The 19512-nt window shown below is 49.9% G+C and carries 13 protein-coding genes; 8 read left to right on the plus strand and 5 right to left on the minus strand.

The genetic code is table 11. The features are described 5' to 3' along the window. The first annotated feature begins 162 nt into the window (after nucleotides 1-162). The 6 genes from PV783_RS33105 to PV783_RS33130 all read left to right on the plus strand — a co-directional run bounded on the left by PV783_RS33105 (nucleotide 163) and on the right by PV783_RS33130 (nucleotide 10152). Nucleotides 163-3552, plus strand: a complete 3390-nt coding sequence (locus PV783_RS33105) for a SusC/RagA family TonB-linked outer membrane protein (protein WP_420991010.1) — start codon at nucleotides 163-165, stop codon at nucleotides 3550-3552. 22 nt (nucleotides 3553-3574) lie between these two features. Beyond that, complete coding sequence (locus PV783_RS33110) at nucleotides 3575-5461, plus strand: RagB/SusD family nutrient uptake outer membrane protein (RefSeq protein WP_420991011.1); 1887 nt, start codon at nucleotides 3575-3577, stop codon at nucleotides 5459-5461. A 28-nt stretch (nucleotides 5462-5489) separates the two neighbouring features. Next, entirely contained in the window at nucleotides 5490-6650 is a 1161-nt protein-coding gene (locus tag PV783_RS33115; protein ID WP_420991012.1) for a DUF5000 domain-containing lipoprotein, read from the plus strand. 26 nt (nucleotides 6651-6676) lie between these two features. Beyond that, nucleotides 6677-7870, plus strand: coding sequence for a DUF4998 domain-containing protein (locus PV783_RS33120; RefSeq protein ID WP_420991013.1), 1194 nt, complete (start codon nucleotides 6677-6679; stop codon nucleotides 7868-7870). A 10-nt stretch (nucleotides 7871-7880) separates the two neighbouring features. Beyond that, complete coding sequence (locus PV783_RS33125; RefSeq protein ID WP_420991014.1) at nucleotides 7881-9230, plus strand: alpha-L-fucosidase; 1350 nt, start codon at nucleotides 7881-7883, stop codon at nucleotides 9228-9230. 217 nt (nucleotides 9231-9447) lie between these two features. Beyond that, nucleotides 9448-10152 (plus strand): 3-keto-disaccharide hydrolase, encoded by a 705-nt coding sequence (locus PV783_RS33130; protein WP_079472325.1) that lies wholly within the window; start codon nucleotides 9448-9450, stop codon nucleotides 10150-10152. Between the two features lie 24 nt (nucleotides 10153-10176). Here PV783_RS33130 and PV783_RS33135 read toward each other — a convergent pair whose 3' ends face one another. From PV783_RS33135 to PV783_RS33155, 5 genes are all read right to left on the minus strand, one after another. After that, on the minus strand, nucleotides 10177-11199 hold the full coding sequence (locus PV783_RS33135; RefSeq protein ID WP_420991015.1) for an MlaD family protein: 1023 nt from the start codon (nucleotides 11197-11199) through the stop codon (nucleotides 10177-10179). 3 nt (nucleotides 11200-11202) lie between these two features. Beyond that, nucleotides 11203-11976, minus strand: coding sequence for an ABC transporter ATP-binding protein (locus PV783_RS33140; protein ID WP_079472327.1), 774 nt, complete (start codon nucleotides 11974-11976; stop codon nucleotides 11203-11205). A gap of 2 nt (nucleotides 11977-11978) precedes the next feature. Beyond that, entirely contained in the window at nucleotides 11979-12773 is a 795-nt protein-coding gene (locus PV783_RS33145; protein WP_079472328.1) for an MlaE family ABC transporter permease, read from the minus strand. A 243-nt stretch (nucleotides 12774-13016) separates the two neighbouring features. Next, nucleotides 13017-15077 (minus strand): TonB-dependent receptor, encoded by a 2061-nt coding sequence (locus PV783_RS33150; RefSeq protein ID WP_420991016.1) that lies wholly within the window; start codon nucleotides 15075-15077, stop codon nucleotides 13017-13019. 92 nt (nucleotides 15078-15169) lie between these two features. Next, entirely contained in the window at nucleotides 15170-15985 is an 816-nt protein-coding gene (locus PV783_RS33155) for a serine O-acetyltransferase (RefSeq protein WP_336389535.1), read from the minus strand. Nucleotides 15986-16111: 126 nt separating this feature from the next. Here PV783_RS33155 and bla point away from each other — a divergent pair, with 126 nt between their 5' ends. Further along, nucleotides 16112-16837 carry a BlaB/IND/MUS family subclass B1 metallo-beta-lactamase gene (gene bla, locus PV783_RS33160; protein ID WP_420991017.1) on the plus strand — a complete coding sequence of 242 codons (726 nt, stop codon included), beginning with the start codon at nucleotides 16112-16114 and terminating at the stop codon, nucleotides 16835-16837. Nucleotides 16838-16999: 162 nt separating this feature from the next. Continuing rightward, complete coding sequence (locus PV783_RS33165) at nucleotides 17000-19480, plus strand: YfhO family protein (RefSeq protein WP_420991018.1); 2481 nt, start codon at nucleotides 17000-17002, stop codon at nucleotides 19478-19480. Nucleotides 19481-19512: the final 32 nt, after the last annotated feature.

Raw genomic sequence — 19512 nt, forward strand, 5'->3', positions numbered from 1 at the left:
GCAGCAGCGGCCAGTACGCACCGGCGTAGCTATGCCCTTATGTTCCTGTTCCATCATCAACCTTAATAACATGCTAAATCGCAGTAAAAAATGATGCAAACTTCTCTGAAAGTCCGCCATAACCGGTGGCATGTTTCATCAAACCAAAAACTATTATGCTTTATGAAACTCACCTTTCTACTGCTGCTCGCCGCCGTTCTGCAGGCTCACGCCACCGGCTATGCGCAGCCCGTTACGCTCCACGTAAAAGCAGCCCCGCTCACGGAAGTGATTAAATCAATCAGGAAACAAACCGGGTATGTATTTGTGTTTGACCTCCAAATGGTGGAAAACGCCAGACCGGTTAACTGCTCGCTGGAAAACGTTCCGCTGGAACGCTTGCTGGACGATATCTTCCGGGACCAGCCACTTACCTGGACCATCGTTAAAAAAACAATTATCCTTAAAAAGAAAACGCTCATCGCCTCCACCGTTCCTACCGGCGTGGTGCGTATAAAAATAAAAGGACAGGTAACGGAAAGCAACGGCACCCCTATGGTAGGCGTGTCCGTTGTAAATAAAACATCCCGTACCAACGCCCTCACCGACGAACTCGGCATCTTCACCATAGAAGCCAATGTAGGCGACAGCCTCCTCTTCACCATGATCGGTATGCTGCCACAGGCCGTACAGGTGAAAAACGACAAACTTCTGAAGATAACGATGCAGCAAAAAGTATCGGATGTAGGAGAAGTGGTAGTGGTAGCCTATGGCACCCAGAAAAAAACCAGCATGGTGAGTGCGGTTACCAGCATCAATCCAAAAGAGCTGAAAGGCCCCACCAGCAACCTTACTACCATGCTCGCCGGCCGCCTGTCGGGTGTAATCTCCTACCAGCGCAGCGGGGAACCCGGCAGGGATAATGCCAGCTTCTTTATACGCGGTATCACCACTTTCGGAACCGGTAAAGTAGATCCACTCATCCTCATCGATGGTATGGAATCCAGCACCAACGACCTCGCCCGCCTGCAGCCGGATGATATCGCCGGTTTTTCTATCCTGAAAGATGCCACCGCATCATCCCTCTACGGCGCCAGGGGCGCCAACGGCGTGGTATTGGTAACAACCAAATCCGGCGTGGAAGCAAAAACATCTTTTAATGTACGCTTCGAAAACTCCATCTCCAGCAATACCCGCAACTTCAAATTTGCAGACAACATCACCTATATGAAGCTGGCCAATGAAGCCGTGCTTACCAGGTTCCCGCTGCAGGATGTACAATACTCCCAGTCGAAAATAGATCATACCGCCGCCGGCGATGATCCGCTGCTGTATCCGAATAATAACTGGATCGAACAACTGATCAAAGACTACACCGTAAACCAGCGCACCAACTTCAACCTGAAAGGCGGTGGAAAAGTAGCCCAGTTCTATATTGCAGGTACTTATAATGTAGACAACGGCGTACTGAACGTAGATCAGCGGAATAACTTCAACAGTAACATCAAACTAAAAAATTATTCGCTGCGCTCTAACGTAAACATCAACCTCACCCCCACTTCGCAGGCAATTGTACGTACCTACGGCCAGTTCGACGATTATAACGGACCAGTAGGCGGCGGCGCCGGCCTCTTTTCACAAACCGTGTGGGCCAATCCCGTGATGTTCCCCGCTGTTTATCCCGCCAGCTATGCACCGGAACTGAAACATCCATTGTTTGGTAACGCGGTGAAACCAGGCTTTAACAGCCTGCCCGGCAACGGAGGCAACCTCTATAACAACCCTTACGCCAACTCCGTTTCCGGCTATCAGCAATACAATACCTCTACCCTGCTGGTGCAGCTGGAACTGAAACAGGATTTCAAATTCCTGCTGCCCGGACTCACCGCCCGGCTCATGGGTTACACAGAACGCTACTCCTATTTCGATGTTACACGCAGGTACACGCCTTATTTTTATACCATGAAGTATGACCAGTTCACCAAAGAACCGGTACTCACTTCGCTCAATACCAATGGTACCGAATACCTGGGCTATGAACCCGGCAATAAAGTACTCAACACCACCGCATACATGGAAGCCGCGGTGAACTACAACCAGCAGTTCAATAAAGTACACAACGTGTCCGGTATGCTCATCGGCCTGGTACGCAACTACCTTACCGCAAACGCCGGCTCGCTGCAAACATCCCTGCCACACCGCAACCAGGGCGTATCCGGCAGGTTTACGTACGACTACGACAGCCGCTATCTCGCGGAATTTAATTTTGGATACAACGGCTCTGAAAGGTTTGCCAGCAACCACCGCTTCGGATTTTTCCCCTCCGCCGGTATCGCCTGGAACCTCCAGAACGAAGCCTTCTTTAAACCGTGCTCCAAAAAAATAGATAAACTGAAACTCCGCGCTACCTACGGACTGGTAGGTAACGACCAGATCGGAAATGAAAACGACCGCTTCTTCTACCTGTCGGAAGTAAATATGAACGACAATAGCAAAGGCGCCTTCTTCGGAGAAAGAAGAAGCTACTACCGCGATGGCGTATCCGTGAACCGTTACGAAAACCGCGACATCACCTGGGAAAAATCATACAAAACAAATCTCGGTATGGAACTCGGCCTCTTCAACGCCATGAACATCACGTTGGATGTGTACCAGGAACACCGGAAAAATATCCTCATGACACGCAGCACCATTCCCAGCACAATGGGGCTGAATGCCGCCACACAGGCCAACGTAGGCGAAGCCTCCGGTAAAGGCGTGGATCTCTCCGTCGACTATACGAAAAGCTTCAACAACAATTCCTTCGTACAGTTCCGCGGCAACTTCACCTACGCCACCAGTAAACTGCTGGTAAATGAAGAACCCATTTACCCCGAAGCATACCGCTCCCGCGTAGGACAACCACTTTCCCAAGCCTGGGGCTATATCGCAGAAAGATTATTTGTAGATGAACAGGAAGTAGCCAATTCCGCCTACCAGAACTGGGGACAGGCAGTAATGGGCGGAGATATCAAATACCATGATGTAAACGGCGACGGGCAAATCAACGCCTCCGATGCCGTACCCATCGGGTTACCCACCACACCGGAAATCACTTACGGCTTCGGGTTTTCTTTTGGCTACAAACAACTGGATCTTAGCTTTTTCTTCCAGGGCTCTGCGCGTTCTTCCTTCTTTATCAGCTCCTACGAAATTTCACCGTTCGTACTCAACGGAGGCGGGCAACATGGCCTGTTACAAGCCATTGCAGATGATCACTGGAGCGAAAGTAACCGCAACCTCTATGCGATGTGGCCACGCCTCAGCGATTACTTTGTGAACAACAACAATCAAACGTCCACCTGGTGGATGCGCAGCGGCGACTTCCTCCGGTTAAAGTCGCTCGAAATGGGATACACTTTTCCCAAAAGGCTGCTGGATCGTGTACGCATGACCAACGCACGCATCTACGCCAATGCCTCCAATCTTTTTGCGATCAGCAAATTTAAAACCTGGGATCCTGAAATGGGAGGCAACGGACTTGGCTACCCGGTACAAAGGGTTATCAATATGGGAATAACCCTGGGACTTTGATTCACCGTTTAACTGTGCAAATATGAAACATACCAATACGCTCAATATACGCCGCTACCTGCAATGGTGCGGGCTATGCATACTCCTGCTATCTGCCGCTTCCTGTAAAAAATTCCTCGATGTAGTGCCGGATAATGTGGCCACCATCGACAATGCTTTTACCATGCGCGCAGAAGCAGAAAAGTACCTGTTTACCTGTTACTCTTATCTTCCCAACAGCGCGGACCTTTCCACTAATCCCGCCCTCGTGGCCGGCGATGAGTTCTGGATGGTACGCCCGTACAGCACCAGCGAAACACCCTGGCAGGTAGCACAGGGTTTCCAGAGCGCCAACAACGTGTATATGTCTAACTGGGGCGGGTACTACAGGGCGCTGCGCGATTGTAACATCTTCCTGGAAAATATCCATAAAGTGGTAGACATGCGCCAGAGCGAAGTAAACCGCTGGAGTGCAGAAGTGATTTTTCTCAAAGCATATTATCACTGGCTGTTGCTTCGCCAGTACGGCCCCGTTCCCGTGATCCGGTACAACCTCCCCATTTCCAGCACCGCGGAAGAAACCAAAGTGCCACGCGAACATGTGGATACGGTATTCAGCTACATCTCTCACCTGCTGGACACTGCCGCAGCAGGATTACCGGAAATCATTGCAGACCGCTCTACAGAACTCGGACGCATCACCAAACCGATTGCACTCGCCATTAAAGCGCGTGTATTGGTAACCGCTGCCAGTCCGCTGTACAACGGCAACACCGATTACACCGCTTTCAAAAATCCGGACGGCGCTCCCCTTTTCAATACCGCCTACGATGCCAACAAATGGAAAGTTGCCGCTGATGCCTGCAAAGCAGCCATCGACGCATGCGAAAGCACCGACATGCTGCTCTACACCTTCAGCCAGCTTGGGGTAACGTTGTCGGATACACTCACCCGGCAGATGTCTATCCGCAACAGCACCTGCGAACAATGGAACCCGGAAATCATCTGGGCCAATCCCAGTGTAAGCACCTACGAAATACAACGGCAGGCCATGCCCCGCCTCGATCCTGCCCGCATAGGCAATGAATCGGTACTGGGCAGCCTGGCGCCTACAATGAAAATTGCAGAGCTGTTTTATACAGACAAAGGCGTGCCTATGAGCGAAGACAAAACCTTCGATTACGCCGGCCGCATGAAACTCAGAACTGCGGTGAAAGCAGAAGGAGAGCTCATACAGGAAGGATACACCACCGCAGCCATGCACTTCAACCGCGAGCCACGCTTCTACGCCGACCTCGCATTCGACGGCGCCATATGGATGATGCAGAAGAAAATGTTCCACATTGAATCCAAAGCAGGTCAGTGGCAAACCCGCAAAAATATCTACGATAATAACGTTACCGGCTACTTCGCAAAGAAACTGGTGAATTGGAAAAGTGAAATCCTCGAAGGACAAGGCCTCTTTGTAGAAACGCACCCCTGGCCGGAAATGCGGCTCGCCGACCTGTACCTGCTTTACGCAGAAGCATTGAATGAATCAGCAGGTCCGCAACCCGCCGCATTCACTTATATCGATAAAGTACGCGCCCGCGCAGGATTGCAAGGCGTACAAGCCGCATGGACCGCCTACTCCCGGCAGCCCGGAAAATACCAGACCAAAGAAGGATTTCGCCAGATCATTCAGCAGGAAAGATTAATAGAACTCGCAATGGAAGGCGCCCGCTTCTGGGATCTCCGCCGCTGGAAAAAAAGTATGGAAGAACTGAACAAACCTGTTACCGGTTGGGATGTGGACCAGTCGGACCCTATTTTCTACTACCGCGTCAGAACCCTCTACCGGCAAACATTCCAGACCCGCAACTACCTCTGGCCGCTGGAAAACTGGGACCTGCTCAACAATCCGAAACTGGTGCAGGGCTTTGGATGGTAACCTTTCATTTATTTAAAACGCACACAACATGAACCACTTTAAATATATCCTGCCGCTTGCCTGCTTACTGCTGACAGCCGCCTGCAAGAAAGAAACACATCAGCCGGTAAATACCTCCGGCGAAAAACCTGATGTAGTGACAAATCTCAGCGTTACAAATTTGCCGGGCGCCGCAAAAATTACCTACAGCCTGCCCGATAACAAGGATATCCTGTATGTAAAGGCCGTGTATGACATCAGGCCGGGAGAGAAAAGGGAAATAAGATCATCTTACTATAATAATTTCCTCGTGGTAGATGGCTTTGGCGATTCTGCCACACACGAAATTTCGCTGTACGTGGTAAGTCGTAATGAAACAGCTTCCGATGCCGTAAAGACCACCATCAAGCCGCTGTCGCCGCCCATGCTGATTGTACGCAAATCGCTGGAAGTAAAAGCAGACTTTGGCGGTATCAACCTCACCTTTAAAAACGATACCAAAGCAGATATTGCCATCGTTACCCTCACCACCGATTCCTTAGGTGCATTTACCTCGTCTGATGTTCATTATACCAAACTGGAAGGCGGCAACTATTCCATCAGGGGCTTTGCCGCAGAAAAAAGAAAGTTTGGATTTTTTGTAAGAGACAGGTGGGGTAATCAGTCAGATACCCTCATACAGGAACTGACGCCCATCTTTGAAAAACTGCTGGACAAAGCGAATTTCAGGGAAGTGAAATTACCGGGAGATGTGGACTACGGCTGGGGCCTGCCTATCCCCAACCTGTGGAACGGAACCTTGTGGCACTCCGCAGATAAACTCGATGGCATGCCCATGTCTATCACTTTCGACCTCGGCGTAACGGCGCAACTGAGCCGCATTACCCTGTGGCAACGTCCCAATGAATGGATCTACCTGCAGAACAATGTCCGCAAGTTTGAAATATGGGGCTCCACCAATCCCGCCTCCGATGGCAGCTGGGACAGCTGGACCCGCCTCGTGGAACATACTGTGATCAAGCCTTCCGGCCTTCCCGTAGGACAAAAAACACAGGACGACATAGATGCCAGCATCGCCGGCGAACAAATGACCGTACCACTGGACGCTCCACGTGTAAGGTATATCCGCGTAAAAATACTCCGCACCTGGACCGATGGCGGATACGCCGCCAATATCCAGGAAATGAAGTTCTGGGGTAACGACAAATGATGATCATCTTACCAAAAACAAAATTTATGCGCATCCTTCATTCTATCATATTATATAGTGTACTGCTGACAACCATCAGCGCCTGCACCAAACAAAGCGACTATAAAAAATACCTGGGCAACGGCGAAATATTATACACCGGTAAAGCAGATTCACTCCTGGTTCACGCCGGCCGTAACCGCGTACAGCTATCCTGGTTGCTGATCTCCGATCCAAAGATCAGTCGCGCCAAAATTTACTGGAACAACCACAAGGACTCCGCTATGCTCGATATTAAACGCACCAGCGGCGTGGATACCATCCGTTACTTTATCAGCAACCTCGAAGAGCGGGCCTATACTTTTGAAGTGTATAACTACGACCGCGATGGTAACACTTCCGTAAGATCAGAGGCAACCGGTTTTGTATATGGTAGTTTTTATGAAGAAGCCCTGCTGACCAGGGCTTTCAGCAACGCAGAAATGAAAGACGGTAATGCGGAAATAACCTGGACCAACATCGATACCACTGGTGGTATCATTGGTATGCAGCTGCAATACACCACCAGCGACAACGTGGCGCACGACACCATTATCGCCGCAGAAGCAGAAAGCCAGGTAACCGTGCTTAATAATTATCTTTCTATGAGCAGCTTCCGCTACCGTACCCTGTACATGCCGGATAAACTTGCAGTAGATACCTTTCATACCCCCTACGAAACAAAAGGCGTAAAGGAAGATATCACGCAAACGTATATACGTAACCCGGGAAGTCCTTTTGTGCTCGATGATACCAAACCTTTTAGTGGCCGCTTCGGACAGGTGAAAGACTGGCAATACAACACCGAAGCATCCAAAAACGGTACCTACGATAATATTGATGGCAACGGCCGGCTCACCATGTGGATCTGGGGCAACGGCCCTATCACCAACGGAAAGATCTACCAGACCTTTGCCCTGCCCGCAGGCGAATACCGCTTTGAAGCAGAAGCCTCCAATATTGATAACACCCTGGAAAATACCTGGCTGCTGGTGGCCGCAGGCAACGCCCTCCCCGATGTAGACCAGGTAAATACTGCATTGGGCGCCGCAAGGTTTGTAAACAATAATAATAAATACGCCTCCGCCGCATTTACGCTCGCAGCGCCGGCTACCGTTACCGTGGGATTCACCGGCACCTTTACCAATCCCTCGGAACAAACCATCCGTATAAGCAAAGTATTACTGATCAGAGATAAATAGCAATTGCATCATGAACAAACCACTTAGGAAATTAGGGATCATCCTGCTGTTATGCAGCCCGCTCATCGCGCTGCAGGCGCAGGAGAAAAAAATGATCGGACAGGAAACACCGGCCCAGAAAGAAAAACGCATGGCCTGGTGGACACACGACCGCTTCGGCATGTTCATCCACTGGGGCCTGTATGCACTGCCCGCACGCCACGAATGGGTGAAACATAACGAACGGCTCACCAATGAACAATACCAAACTTATTTCGACTTATTTAACCCCAACCAGTTTGATCCGAAGTCCTGGGCAAAACAGGCAAAGGCCGCGGGAATGAAGTACGCCGTACTCACAACCAAACATCATGAAGGCTTTTGCTTGTTTGACTCCAGGTACACCGATTACAAAGCCACCAACACCAAAGCCCACCGCGACCTGGTACGGGAATTTGTAAATGCCTTCCGCGCAGAAGGTATCAAAGTAGGGTTCTACTACTCGCTGATCGACTGGCACCATCCTGATTTCACCATCGATGGCGTACACCCGCAACGGGTAGAGAACGGCGCCGACAGCACCTACGCACGGCTCAACAAAGGCAGGGACATGAACAAATACCGGCAGTATCTCCGCAACCAGATCACGGAGCTGCTTACCCAATACGGTAAAATTGATATCCTCTGGCTCGACTTCTCCTACCCCGGCAAAAACGGAAAAGGTAAAGACGACTGGGATGCCGTGAACCTCCTGAAAATGATCCGCAAACTGCAGCCCGGCATCATCGTGGACAACCGCCTCAACCTCGAGGAATACGAAGATGGCGCCGACTTCCTCACCCCCGAACAGGTGAAAGTGGAAGAACTGGCGCAATACCGCGGCAAAACATGGGAAACCTGTCAGACCTTCTCCGGATCATGGGGCTACTACCGCGATGAAAACTCCTGGAAAAGCACGCACCAGCTGCTGGAACTTCTCATCGGCTCCGTAAGCAAAGGCGGTAACCTTATCCTGAACGTAGGCCCCACCGCCCGCGGCCTGTTCGACTACCGCGCACAAAGTGCCCTCGGCAATATCGGCGACTGGATGAAAGGCAACAGCGAATCCATTTACGGCTGCACCTATGCACCGGAGAGTTTCGAGGTACCTAAAAACACCATGCTCACCTACAATCCCACCACCAAAAGATTGTACGTACACCTGCTGGAATACAACAACCGCCTGCAACTGCCGCAATACAAAGGCAAAATAAAGTATGCCCAGCTGCTGCACGACAACTCAGAAGTGAAATTCACTACTGACGGCAACAACATCATATTAAACCTGCCGGAGAAACAACCTGATATGGAAATTCCCGTGGTGGAATTAGTGCTGAACTAAGCGGGTTTTGTCTTTTTCAGGATTAACCTGATTATACTGATTCAGGGATCTGATCACTTTTGATTTAAAATGATTTTGGGAGATATAAGCGGATATTGGCTTATATCTCCCAATTTTTTTAATCCTTATAAAATCAAAAAAGTAAAATCAAAGTAATCAGTATAATCAGGTTAATCCTGAAAAAGACAACATCCGCAGAATTTATTATATTTAGTTTATGAAGAAATATCTTTTCTCCGCCCTCACAGCCGCCGCTTTGCTGGGCGGCATTGCCAACGTACACGCACAAACGCGCAGCCTGTTTAACTTTAAGGATCTCAGCGGATGGCATATCGACGTTCCCGCGATGGACAAAGATCCCAACGTGAAAAGCCCTTTCATTGTAAGGAACGGCGTTTTTGTAAGCCTGGCCAATCCACAGGGCCACATCATTACCGACGCCAGTTACGAGAACTTCCGCCTGGAAGTACAATACCGTTTCCCGGCCAAACCAGGCAACTGCGGCGTACTGGTATTCGCTTCTACCCCACGGGTATTATATGATATGTTCCCTAAGTCCATTGAAGTGCAATTGCAACATAACGATGCGGGGGATTTCTGGTGCATAGGGGAAGATATCACTGTTCCGGATATGGAAAAACGCAGGGGACCGAAAAATGAATGGGGCGCCGTAGATGGCAAAAAACGCCGCATCATCAATCTCACTGATGGTTCCGAAAAACCGCTGAAAAAATGGAATACGATGATCGTGGAATGCGTAGGCAACGCCATAAAGGTATGGGTAAACGGCGACCTTGTTAATTACGGCACCAACGCCACAGCCAGCAAAGGGCAAATTGCGCTCCAGGCAGAAGGTTCGGAAGTGGAGTTCCGCAAGGTGGACCTCACGCCTATTACAGCATTCTCCGAAAAAGGACATTAGCAGAAACGCTTTGATATAAAACTGTTACTTCTGCGCCTGACGCTCCGCTTTTTCCTTTTCTTTTTGTGCTTTCCTTTCCCGCTTCGCCTGTTTCCGGAAGTAGCCGCGGAACAGGAAATTATTCCGCAACGCCAGCATATTAGTATCCAGTTTCTGGGTACCGCTTTCGAGGTTATAGATCGTTTCTTTAAATGCATCCGCCAGCAGGGTATCCTTTAAAAGCATGCCCACCGGCGCTTCCGGATCATCCAGGTTGGCCCGCAACCCTGCACTGGCCTGCCGCAACTCCTGCACGGTTTGGTTGGCGTTGAGCGCAGCGCTGTTCATTTCGGTAACGGCTGTACGAAGTTTTGCAAATACCAGCGTATCCGTTACCAGGTCGTTGGACAATACGCCTTTGGTTTGCAATTTGGCAGCATACAATGATAAAGCACCCGTGAGCCGGCGGGTATTCACCACCGCATCATTCAGGCCGGCCATCGTGGTATTGAGATCTTTGTAGATTGTATCCTCGGTAAGCAATCTTCCTAAAGTACCTTTTCCATCTACAATCCCTTTGGTGATCACTTTCAGGTTGTCGGTGATCTCCACCAGGCTTTTATTGTTTACCTGGAGAGTGCTCATAATTTCTTCGGTGCTTAACCCGCTGACTACATGCAGCTGATCGCCGTTTTCTATTACCGGCATATTGGGCGTACCGCCGGACAGCATCACTATTTTATTCCCCATCAAACCTTCGGAGCTGATACGGGCCTCTACATCTTTATGGATAAACTCCTGCGAGCTTTCATCAATATTCATTAATACCAGGATCTGGTTGGTTCTCACAAAACTGATCTTCTTCACCGTACCGATCTTTACACCGGAGTACAGGATATTGCGGCCTACGGATAAACCGTTTACATCTTTAAAATAAGCCTTCACCTGGATGGACTTACTGAATAGTTTCTGCTGCTTGCCCAGCATCATGATGGCCGTAACAAAGATGACCAGGCCCACGAATACAAAGATGCCTACGATGACTGCGCGTTTTTTTCCTCCTTCCATAACTTACTGTATAAAATTATAGTCGTAAAAACTTTTAATAAGTCCTTCCTTCTCGTTAAATACTTCTTCAAAACTTCCCTGTCGTATAAATTTTCCTTCATCCATTACTGCTACCCGGTCGCCCACTTCCTTGGCGCAGGTAAGATCATGGGTGATGATAATAGAACTCGTATTGAACCTTTCCTGTACTGCGATGATCAGTTTATTCAGTTCCATACTGGTGATAGGATCCAAACCGGCAGTGGGCTCATCATACAGCATAATTTCCGGCCGCAGGATGAGGGTACGGCCAATGCCTATTCTTTTCTTCTGGCCACCCGATAGCTCCGACGGCATCTGGTTGATGGTTTCCGGTAACCCGATGGCTTCCAGTACAATGTCGATCGTTTTCCGGATCTGGTCTTTGGTCATGTCCCGCTGGTTACGTTTCAATGGGAAGGCCAGGTTTTCCCCTACTGTCATACTATCGTACAGGGCGCTGCTTTGAAAAGAGAACCCTACCTTCAGCCGCAATGCGCGCAGGGCGGCATCTTTGAGCTGATCCACCTCTTCTCCCAATACATTTACCGTACCGGCATCCGGCTTCAACAGTCCGATGATAATTTTTATCAGCACCGATTTACCGGTACCGGACCGACCCAGCACTACCACATTTTCGCCTTTATGAAGATCGAGGTCTATTCCCTGTAATACATGCTTCTGCCCAAACGACTTATAAAGGTTCCGGATACTGATCACGGTTTCATTCATATCTATCTGGTGACCATTTGTTTTCATGACTAGCGGATGGAATTAAACACGTGAACAATAATTACTTCTTCTATAAATATCAGGAACATGGATACAATCACCGACACATTCGCCGCTTTACCCACGCCCGTAGTGCCCTGGCTTGCATTAAAGCCCTGGTAGCAACTCACAATGCCAATGGTAAACCCGTACAGGATAGCTTTGGTAAGCGCCGTGGTATAATCGAGGAACGTGATCTGTGCAAAGGCATTATCAAAAAATGACACCAGGCTGGTTTGTTCATGGGCATGTACATCAAAATAAGAACCCAGGCAACCAATGAGGGCATTATAAAACATGAGCAATGGCAAACAAACCGTCATGGCAATTACACGGGTCACCACCAGGTAACGGAAAGGGTTAATCGCGGATACCTCCATCGCATCAATCTGTTCTGTTACTTTCATGGAACCCAGCTCCGCACCGATGCTGGAGCCCACCTTACCCGCACAGATCAGCGCTGCGATCAGTGGCGCCAGCGCTCTCACCACCGCAATAGCCACCAGCGACGGCAGCCACGCCGTAACCCCAAATTCCGATAAAGTAGGACGGGATTGCTCCGTAAACACCACGCCGGTGATAAACCCCGTTACCGTAACAAGGGCCAGCGACTTATACCCCACCTGGTAACATTGCCGCACAAACTCGCCCCATTCAATAGGAGGCCGGAATGCCTCCCTGAAAAAGCGGGCTATAAAGACGGCGATATCATAAAACTGGAGAAAAAAGCCATCAATTTTTGCGGTTATGACCGGCTTATCCGATTTTCCGTTAGTAGAATTCATCTTCTTGTAAATGCTTACTCACTTATTACAATTCTATGCCGCTTTTGTTAAATACGCAGTTGTTAATGTCAGGCCCCGCTGTGACAGGAATTTTAACCCCGTGGCGCCGGAAGTCGCTGCATGTGCGCAATACCCCGTGAGGATGTCCCTTCACACTACGGTCATTATCTTCCCCAACTGCACAAAAAAAATGCAGCGGAATATTGTTCCGCTGCATGATCTGTGGTGGTGAATAGCTGATTATTATAACTGCATGCTGATGCCACCGAAATAATTTCTTCCCGGCGCAGGGTTGTAATACCGGCCTCCGAAAGCGTTAAGATCGTTACCCAGGCTGTAATTTACATTCAGCAGGTTATCGGCGCCGGCACGTACACTGATGCTGCAACGGGAACGCAGTGGTAATTTCCAGCTCACATTGGCCTGCAGCAGGTGGTAGCCGCCGGCAAAAACGCCGTTGGCATCGTTCAGTGGTATGCTGCTGGTAAAAGTATGCTGCGCATATAACGACACCGCCGCCGGGAACTGCCACAACAAACTGCTCACCAATACATGCTGTGGCACACCGGTGAGTGCATTCCGTGAATAATCTTTCCCATCGGCGCTTACATAGTGATTAAACTGGAAGTCGCTCAGCGTGTAGCCTTCCTGCCACCGGATGCCGCGCAATACGCCGCCGGTGCGTGGTTTCATCAGCCACCACATGCCCTGTACTTCTATCCCTTTCTGCTGAACGCCGCCGGCATTGGTAAAAAACTCCTCGCCGCTGTCGTGCTGCCGGAGCACAATAGCGTTTTGCATTTTGTAATAAAAGAAGGCCGCGTCGATAGTGGCCGTATGATGGCGGGAAGCCGCGCGTACGCCGGCTTCATAGTTCCAGCCGGTTTCCGGTTGCAGCGCCGTATTGATCACGTTGTCGGATGCACGAACTTCTGCCGTAGCCGGTGGGGAGTAGCCCCTGCTTACCGTAACGCGCCCCGTTAGCTGCGGGGTAAAGAGGTACGACAGCGAGAAACGCGGCATCAGCTGCGGCGTGAATTTGATTTTCGTGTGCCCGTTGCTGTTGTAGCTGTAGCCATAATAATTTAAACTGGCGGCCGCTTCAAAGGTAAACGCCTGCACATTGGCCTGGAAGCGGGTAAAGAAAAAGTATTGACTCGCTTTTAGTTTATCGGCAGCCATCACCGTATCGCGCTTTCCCTGCTTGTTACCATAATTGATGACGTCGGTGGTGGTTTGCTGCCACTCTGCGCCATTCAGCCATTTCCACTGGAACAGGGACGTGCGCCGCGGATCATTGGTCCATTGCAGGTAGGTGCGGAAGCCGGCGGTATTTTCATCGCGGGCTTCATAGTTGGTGATAAAAGGGTTTTCGAAATGGGTGTTGGCGCCGAACACCGACAGCACATGCTGCAACCGGGGCGTGAACTGCGCTTCGTGGACCAGTCCGCCCTGGAAAGTGCGGTTATAAATCCCCGCCTTTTGCGCCACCGCGCCCGGTGTGGCCGGCGTGCCCGGACGCGCCGCACGCGGGTTGGCCTCACTTTGTGCGAGGGTGAGCCCTCCCGGTGTGCGGTACGACAAATCAGAATAAAACGCCAGCAACTTCAGGGCGTAGCCGGGTTTGTATTCCCAGCGTTGAGCCGTTTGGGTATAAGACCGTTTCATGGCAGTATTCTGGCGGTAGCCATCTGCCCGCTGGTATCCCTGGAACACCTGCACCTGGTAGTTTTTCCATTGCTGCTGCCAGGCCGCGCTGCCATGAAACAGGCCATAGCTACCTCCCTGCAGGTTTACCTGCAAATGATGGGTGTCTGCCGGCGGCGGGAAAAGATCCAGTCGTACCACCCCGCCGGAGTTGGCGCCAAACAGGCTGCCATCCGGTCCTTTCAGTATTTCGGCGCGACTTACCGCGTCAGCGTCTATAAGATTGAGATAAGTGTTGCCTCCCGCATCGGTCAGCGGGATATCATCTGCATAAATTTTAATATTCCGGATACCAAAGGGCGAACGGAGTAAACTACCCCTGATGGATAAACGATAACTGCCCGGCGACCTTTCCTCCATTCGTATACCCGGCACCGTGTTCATGGCAGGCAACAGGGAAACGCCCTGCTGAAGCTGCATATCGGCCGGCGACAGGATACTCACGGCAGTGGGTACACGCTGCAGGGAAGCTTTTGAATAATAGGATTGTACTACTACCTCCGGCAGTTGCTGCAGGGTATCCTGCTGGGCCTTCAGCCCGGAAGAAAAGGATAGCATGGCTAATAAAATGCCCACAGGCAAAACGCTCATTCGCATGTCAGTAGTTCTTTATCCGCCGCGGAGGCGGTCATCTTTCGGCTTAAGATATAAATATTTCTGCGAATGCAACCGCTATTTGTGTGGAACAGTTATACGCCTGTTTTGGTGGTAATGCGCACCTGGTGGGTATTGAACACCTGCGAATACGGCGGAACGCTCTTCGTGATAAAAACGCTGCCGCCAATAATGCTGCCCTGCCCGATCACGGTATTGCCGCCCAGGATGGTGCTGCGCGCATAAATGATCACGTTGTCCTCCACCGTAGGATGTCTTTTTACGTCCGACAGGTCCTTTGTAACATGCAGCGCGCCCAGCGTTACGCCCTGGTATATCACCACGTTGGAACCAATGATGCTGGTGGCGCCAATCACGATACCGGTGCCATGGTCTATAATAAAAGGTACATTGATAGTGGCGTTGGGATGAATATCGATCCCCGTTTTGCCATGCGCAAACTCACTGATGATCCGCGGCAATACCGGTATATCCAGTCGCGTTAGCCGGTTGGCAATGCGGTATACCGTGATGGCATAAAACCCCGGATAGGACACAATTACCTCGTTCACACTGGTAGCCGCCGGGTCGTATTCATGTATTTTAGCGGCATCCTGGCGAAGGTGTTGATATATGGTTCCCAATGAGTTATAAAAGTCATTTACAATTTCTTCTATAGGTACCTCGCGCGGGTCCAGGTAACTGAGCAGGATGTTTTCCAGGTCTATCTGGTTCTTTTTTAAGATGCCCTCATAGGAGGTTTGTTTGGGGAGATGATTTCCGGGGAATAAAAAACCAACCAGGTCGTTCAGCCAGGTAATGGCATCCTGGGCAGACGGCGTGGCCTCCCACTCCGCATGATGCGTTTTCCGGAGTAAGCTGATTAATGTTTGTGTATGCCTGTTATCCATACGGGTGTGGGATTTACCGGTAAGATATGAATAATCTACTAATTTAGTAGGGTAATGTTTAAAAAGAAGAAAATAAGCTGCAGCCCGGTGATTAATATGTAGTTTTGCTGCTCATCCTGTTTTTTTATGAGATTAGTTTTTGCTTTTATCTGCGCCCTGCTGATATCAGGCGCCACATCTGCCCAGGACACCAGCAGGTTCCGGATTACCACCGCCCACCTCACTGGTAACCTTTACGTATATACGTCTTACGGTGAATTCAAAAATGTGGTGTACCCTACCAACGGCGTGTATGTGGTAACAAAGAATGGCGTAGTGGTAATGGACACTCCCTGGAGCGTGGATCAAACCCAACAACTGGTAAACACTATCATGAAGAAACACCACCGCAAAATCATTTACTGCATTGTTACTCATTTTCATGAAGACAGAACCGCCGGCCTCGACCTCTTCAAAAAGCTGGGCGTAAAAACCTATAGCAGCACTGCCACCCTGGAAATGTGCAAAGCCAAAGGAGAAAAACAGGCGCAGTACGTATTTACCAAAGACACCACTTTTAATATAGGCGGCGTAAAAATTCAAACTTACTATCCCGGTGAAGGACATACGAAAGATAACATCGTGGCCTGGTTCCCCGCAACCAAAGTCTTGTACGGCGGTTGCTTTATAAAAAGCAGCGAAGCAAAAAGTATTGGCTACACCGCAGATGGCAATGTAAAAGAATGGCCCGCCAGCGTAGAAAGAGTAAAACAACAATTTCCTAACCCGGCTTATGTAATTCCCGGTCATGATGCCTGGCGTGGCAGCGGAGCCGCCATGTTCTCCCGCACATTGGAGCTGCTATCTCAATAAGGTTACTGTGTATATTTTCCCTGTAAAAGTACCTGTTTATAACGTAAACAATACCCGGATATCTACTTAAAGTAAAACTTTAAGTCAACAGCTCAAAAAGGGCATAATTAATTATAATCTACATTAATTATCCTCTCTAAATAATATGAAAACCAGCGCAATATGAAATATACCTGGCTTAAAGTTTTAACGCCTCACCTGGGCGCTTTGCTCCTCTTTGTAGCCCTGGCATTTGTGTTTTGCAGCCCTGTACTGGAAGGCAAACAATTATTGCAATCGGACATGGTGCATTACAAAGGCATGCAAAAAGAAGCGGGCGATTACTACGAAGCTACCGGCGATATTCCCCTCTGGACCAACAGCATGTTTGGCGGTATGCCCACCTATGTTATTTACACTGGTCCCTCTACCAATAAAGTCGGCATCCTGAACCGCGTATTTGCTTTGTACCTCCCCAACCCGGTAGATATGTTCTTTGTGCTGATGATGGGCATGTATGTATTACTATGTGTGCTCGACTTTAAATACTGGATAAGAATAACCGGCGCCATCGCTTACGGTTTTGCTACATTCACCATTACCAGCATCGATGCCGGGCATATCACCAAAGTAATGAGCATGGCTTATATAGCGCCGGTACTGGGTGGTATCATCCTCGCTTATCGAAAGCAATACCTCGCTGGCGGAAGTCTCACTGCCCTGGCGGCAGCGGTGATGATCTACAACAACCACCCGCAAATCACCTACTACACCGGCATCATCGCTCTATGCCTTGCAATAGCTGCGGGCATACACGCTTTCCGGGAAAAGCAGTTACCCGCCTTTTTCAAAGCATCGGCGATATTAGTGGCTGCCGGTATCCTGGCGATCCTCCCTTCAATGGATAACCTGCTCATCATGAAAGAGTATACCAGTTATACTATCCGGGGCAGCCAGTCGGAGTTAACAACAGACCAGCCCGACAAAGCCCCGAAGAAATCCGGCGGCCTCGATATCGGCTACGCATTTCAATGGAGCTATGGCAAGGGGGAAACTTTTACCATGCTGCTGCCCCATCTCGTAGGCGGGTCTACTTCTGAAAAGCTGTCTACCGGTTCTCATGTTTACCAAACCCTCACTGATATTGGCGTACCACCTGCAAAGGCGGCGGAAGCCGTAGAACGGCCCTCATGGCAGTTATACTGGGGCGGCCAGCCCTTCACCGGTGGTCCTGTTTATATTGGCGCTATCATCTGCTTCCTGTTTGTACTCGGCCTGTTCATTGTTCACAGCTGGCATAAATGGTGGCTGATAGCCGCCACGCTTATCGGCATAGTGCTCAGCTGGGGCTACAACTTCCCGGAACTGAATAACTTTCTCTTTTATCATCTTCCCTTATATAGTAAATTCCGCGCACCCACAATGGCGCTGGTAATTCCGCAGGTTACGATGGTGATCCTCGCATGCTGGGCTTTACAGGAGTTATTATATGGTAAGCAGACAAAAGCCTGGCTGGAACAACACCTCAAAATGACGCTGTATGTAACCGGCGGGCTGGTATTACTGCTGGCCATTGGCGGCAGTATGGTATATGCATTCAATGGCCCCAATGATAGTAACATCCTTGCCCGGTATACACAAATGCTGGGTGGCGAAATACCCGCCGCCAGGTTATTGAATGCCCTCAAACAGGACCGCAGCGCCATGCTGCGGGCCGATGGCATCCGCGCACTGGTGTTTATACTCATCGCTTTTGCAGCACTCTGGTTCTCCCTGAAAGAAAAATTAAAACCGGTATACGCCGCAGGGATTATTGCCTTTGCAGTGCTGTTTGATCTTTTCCAGGTAGATAAAAGTTATCTCAATGAGGATAGCTTCATGGAAGCATCCAACCTGGAAAACTATATCGCCCCGTCGCCTGCGGATGAAATGATCCTGCGCGACAAGGACCCTTATTACCGCGTGCTCAACGCCACTACCAATCCTTTTCTCGATGCCAATACGAGCTACTTTCATAAATCCATCGGCGGGCAAAGCCCGGCGAAGCTATGGATCTACGAAGACCTCATCCAACACCAGCTCACCAAAAACAATATGGCGGTGTTCAACATGCTGAACACCCGCTACTTTATAGTACCCGACCGGCAGAGCGGTCAGCCGGTTGCGCAACGCAATCCCGGCGCACTCGGCAACGCCTGGTTTGTAAAAGCCATTCAGTGGGCCCCCAATGCCAATGCGGAAATGAAAGCACTCGATCATTTTAACCCGGCAGATACCGTGATCATCGACCAGCGCTTTCAGCAAACTACCGGCGTCTTCACTCCAGCCGCCGATAGCAACGCACGCATTGTACTCGATAAATATGGCCTCAACGAACTGAAATATACTGCCGTGAATAGCGGCGCAGGATTGGGGGTGTTCTCCGATATTTATTACCCCGCCGGCTGGAAAGCCTTTATCGACGGGAAAGAAACGCCTATTCTCCGGGTAAACTATGCCCTGCGCGGCCTCGTCGTGCCGGCAGGTAAACACGAAATCGTGTTCCGCTTTGAACCGGCCACTTTCTTCCTCGGAAGAAAGATCTCCACCATATCGTCTATATTATTATTGGTGGTGGTAGCTGCAGGATTTATCCTGACATGGAGGAAACAGGAACCGGCATAACGCAAAGCTGTTTTCATCACAGCAAATGCAAC

The sequence above is a fragment of the Chitinophaga sp. CC14 genome, assembly GCF_048957795.1.
GTDB classification, from domain to species: domain Bacteria; phylum Bacteroidota; class Bacteroidia; order Chitinophagales; family Chitinophagaceae; genus Chitinophaga; species Chitinophaga ginsengisegetis.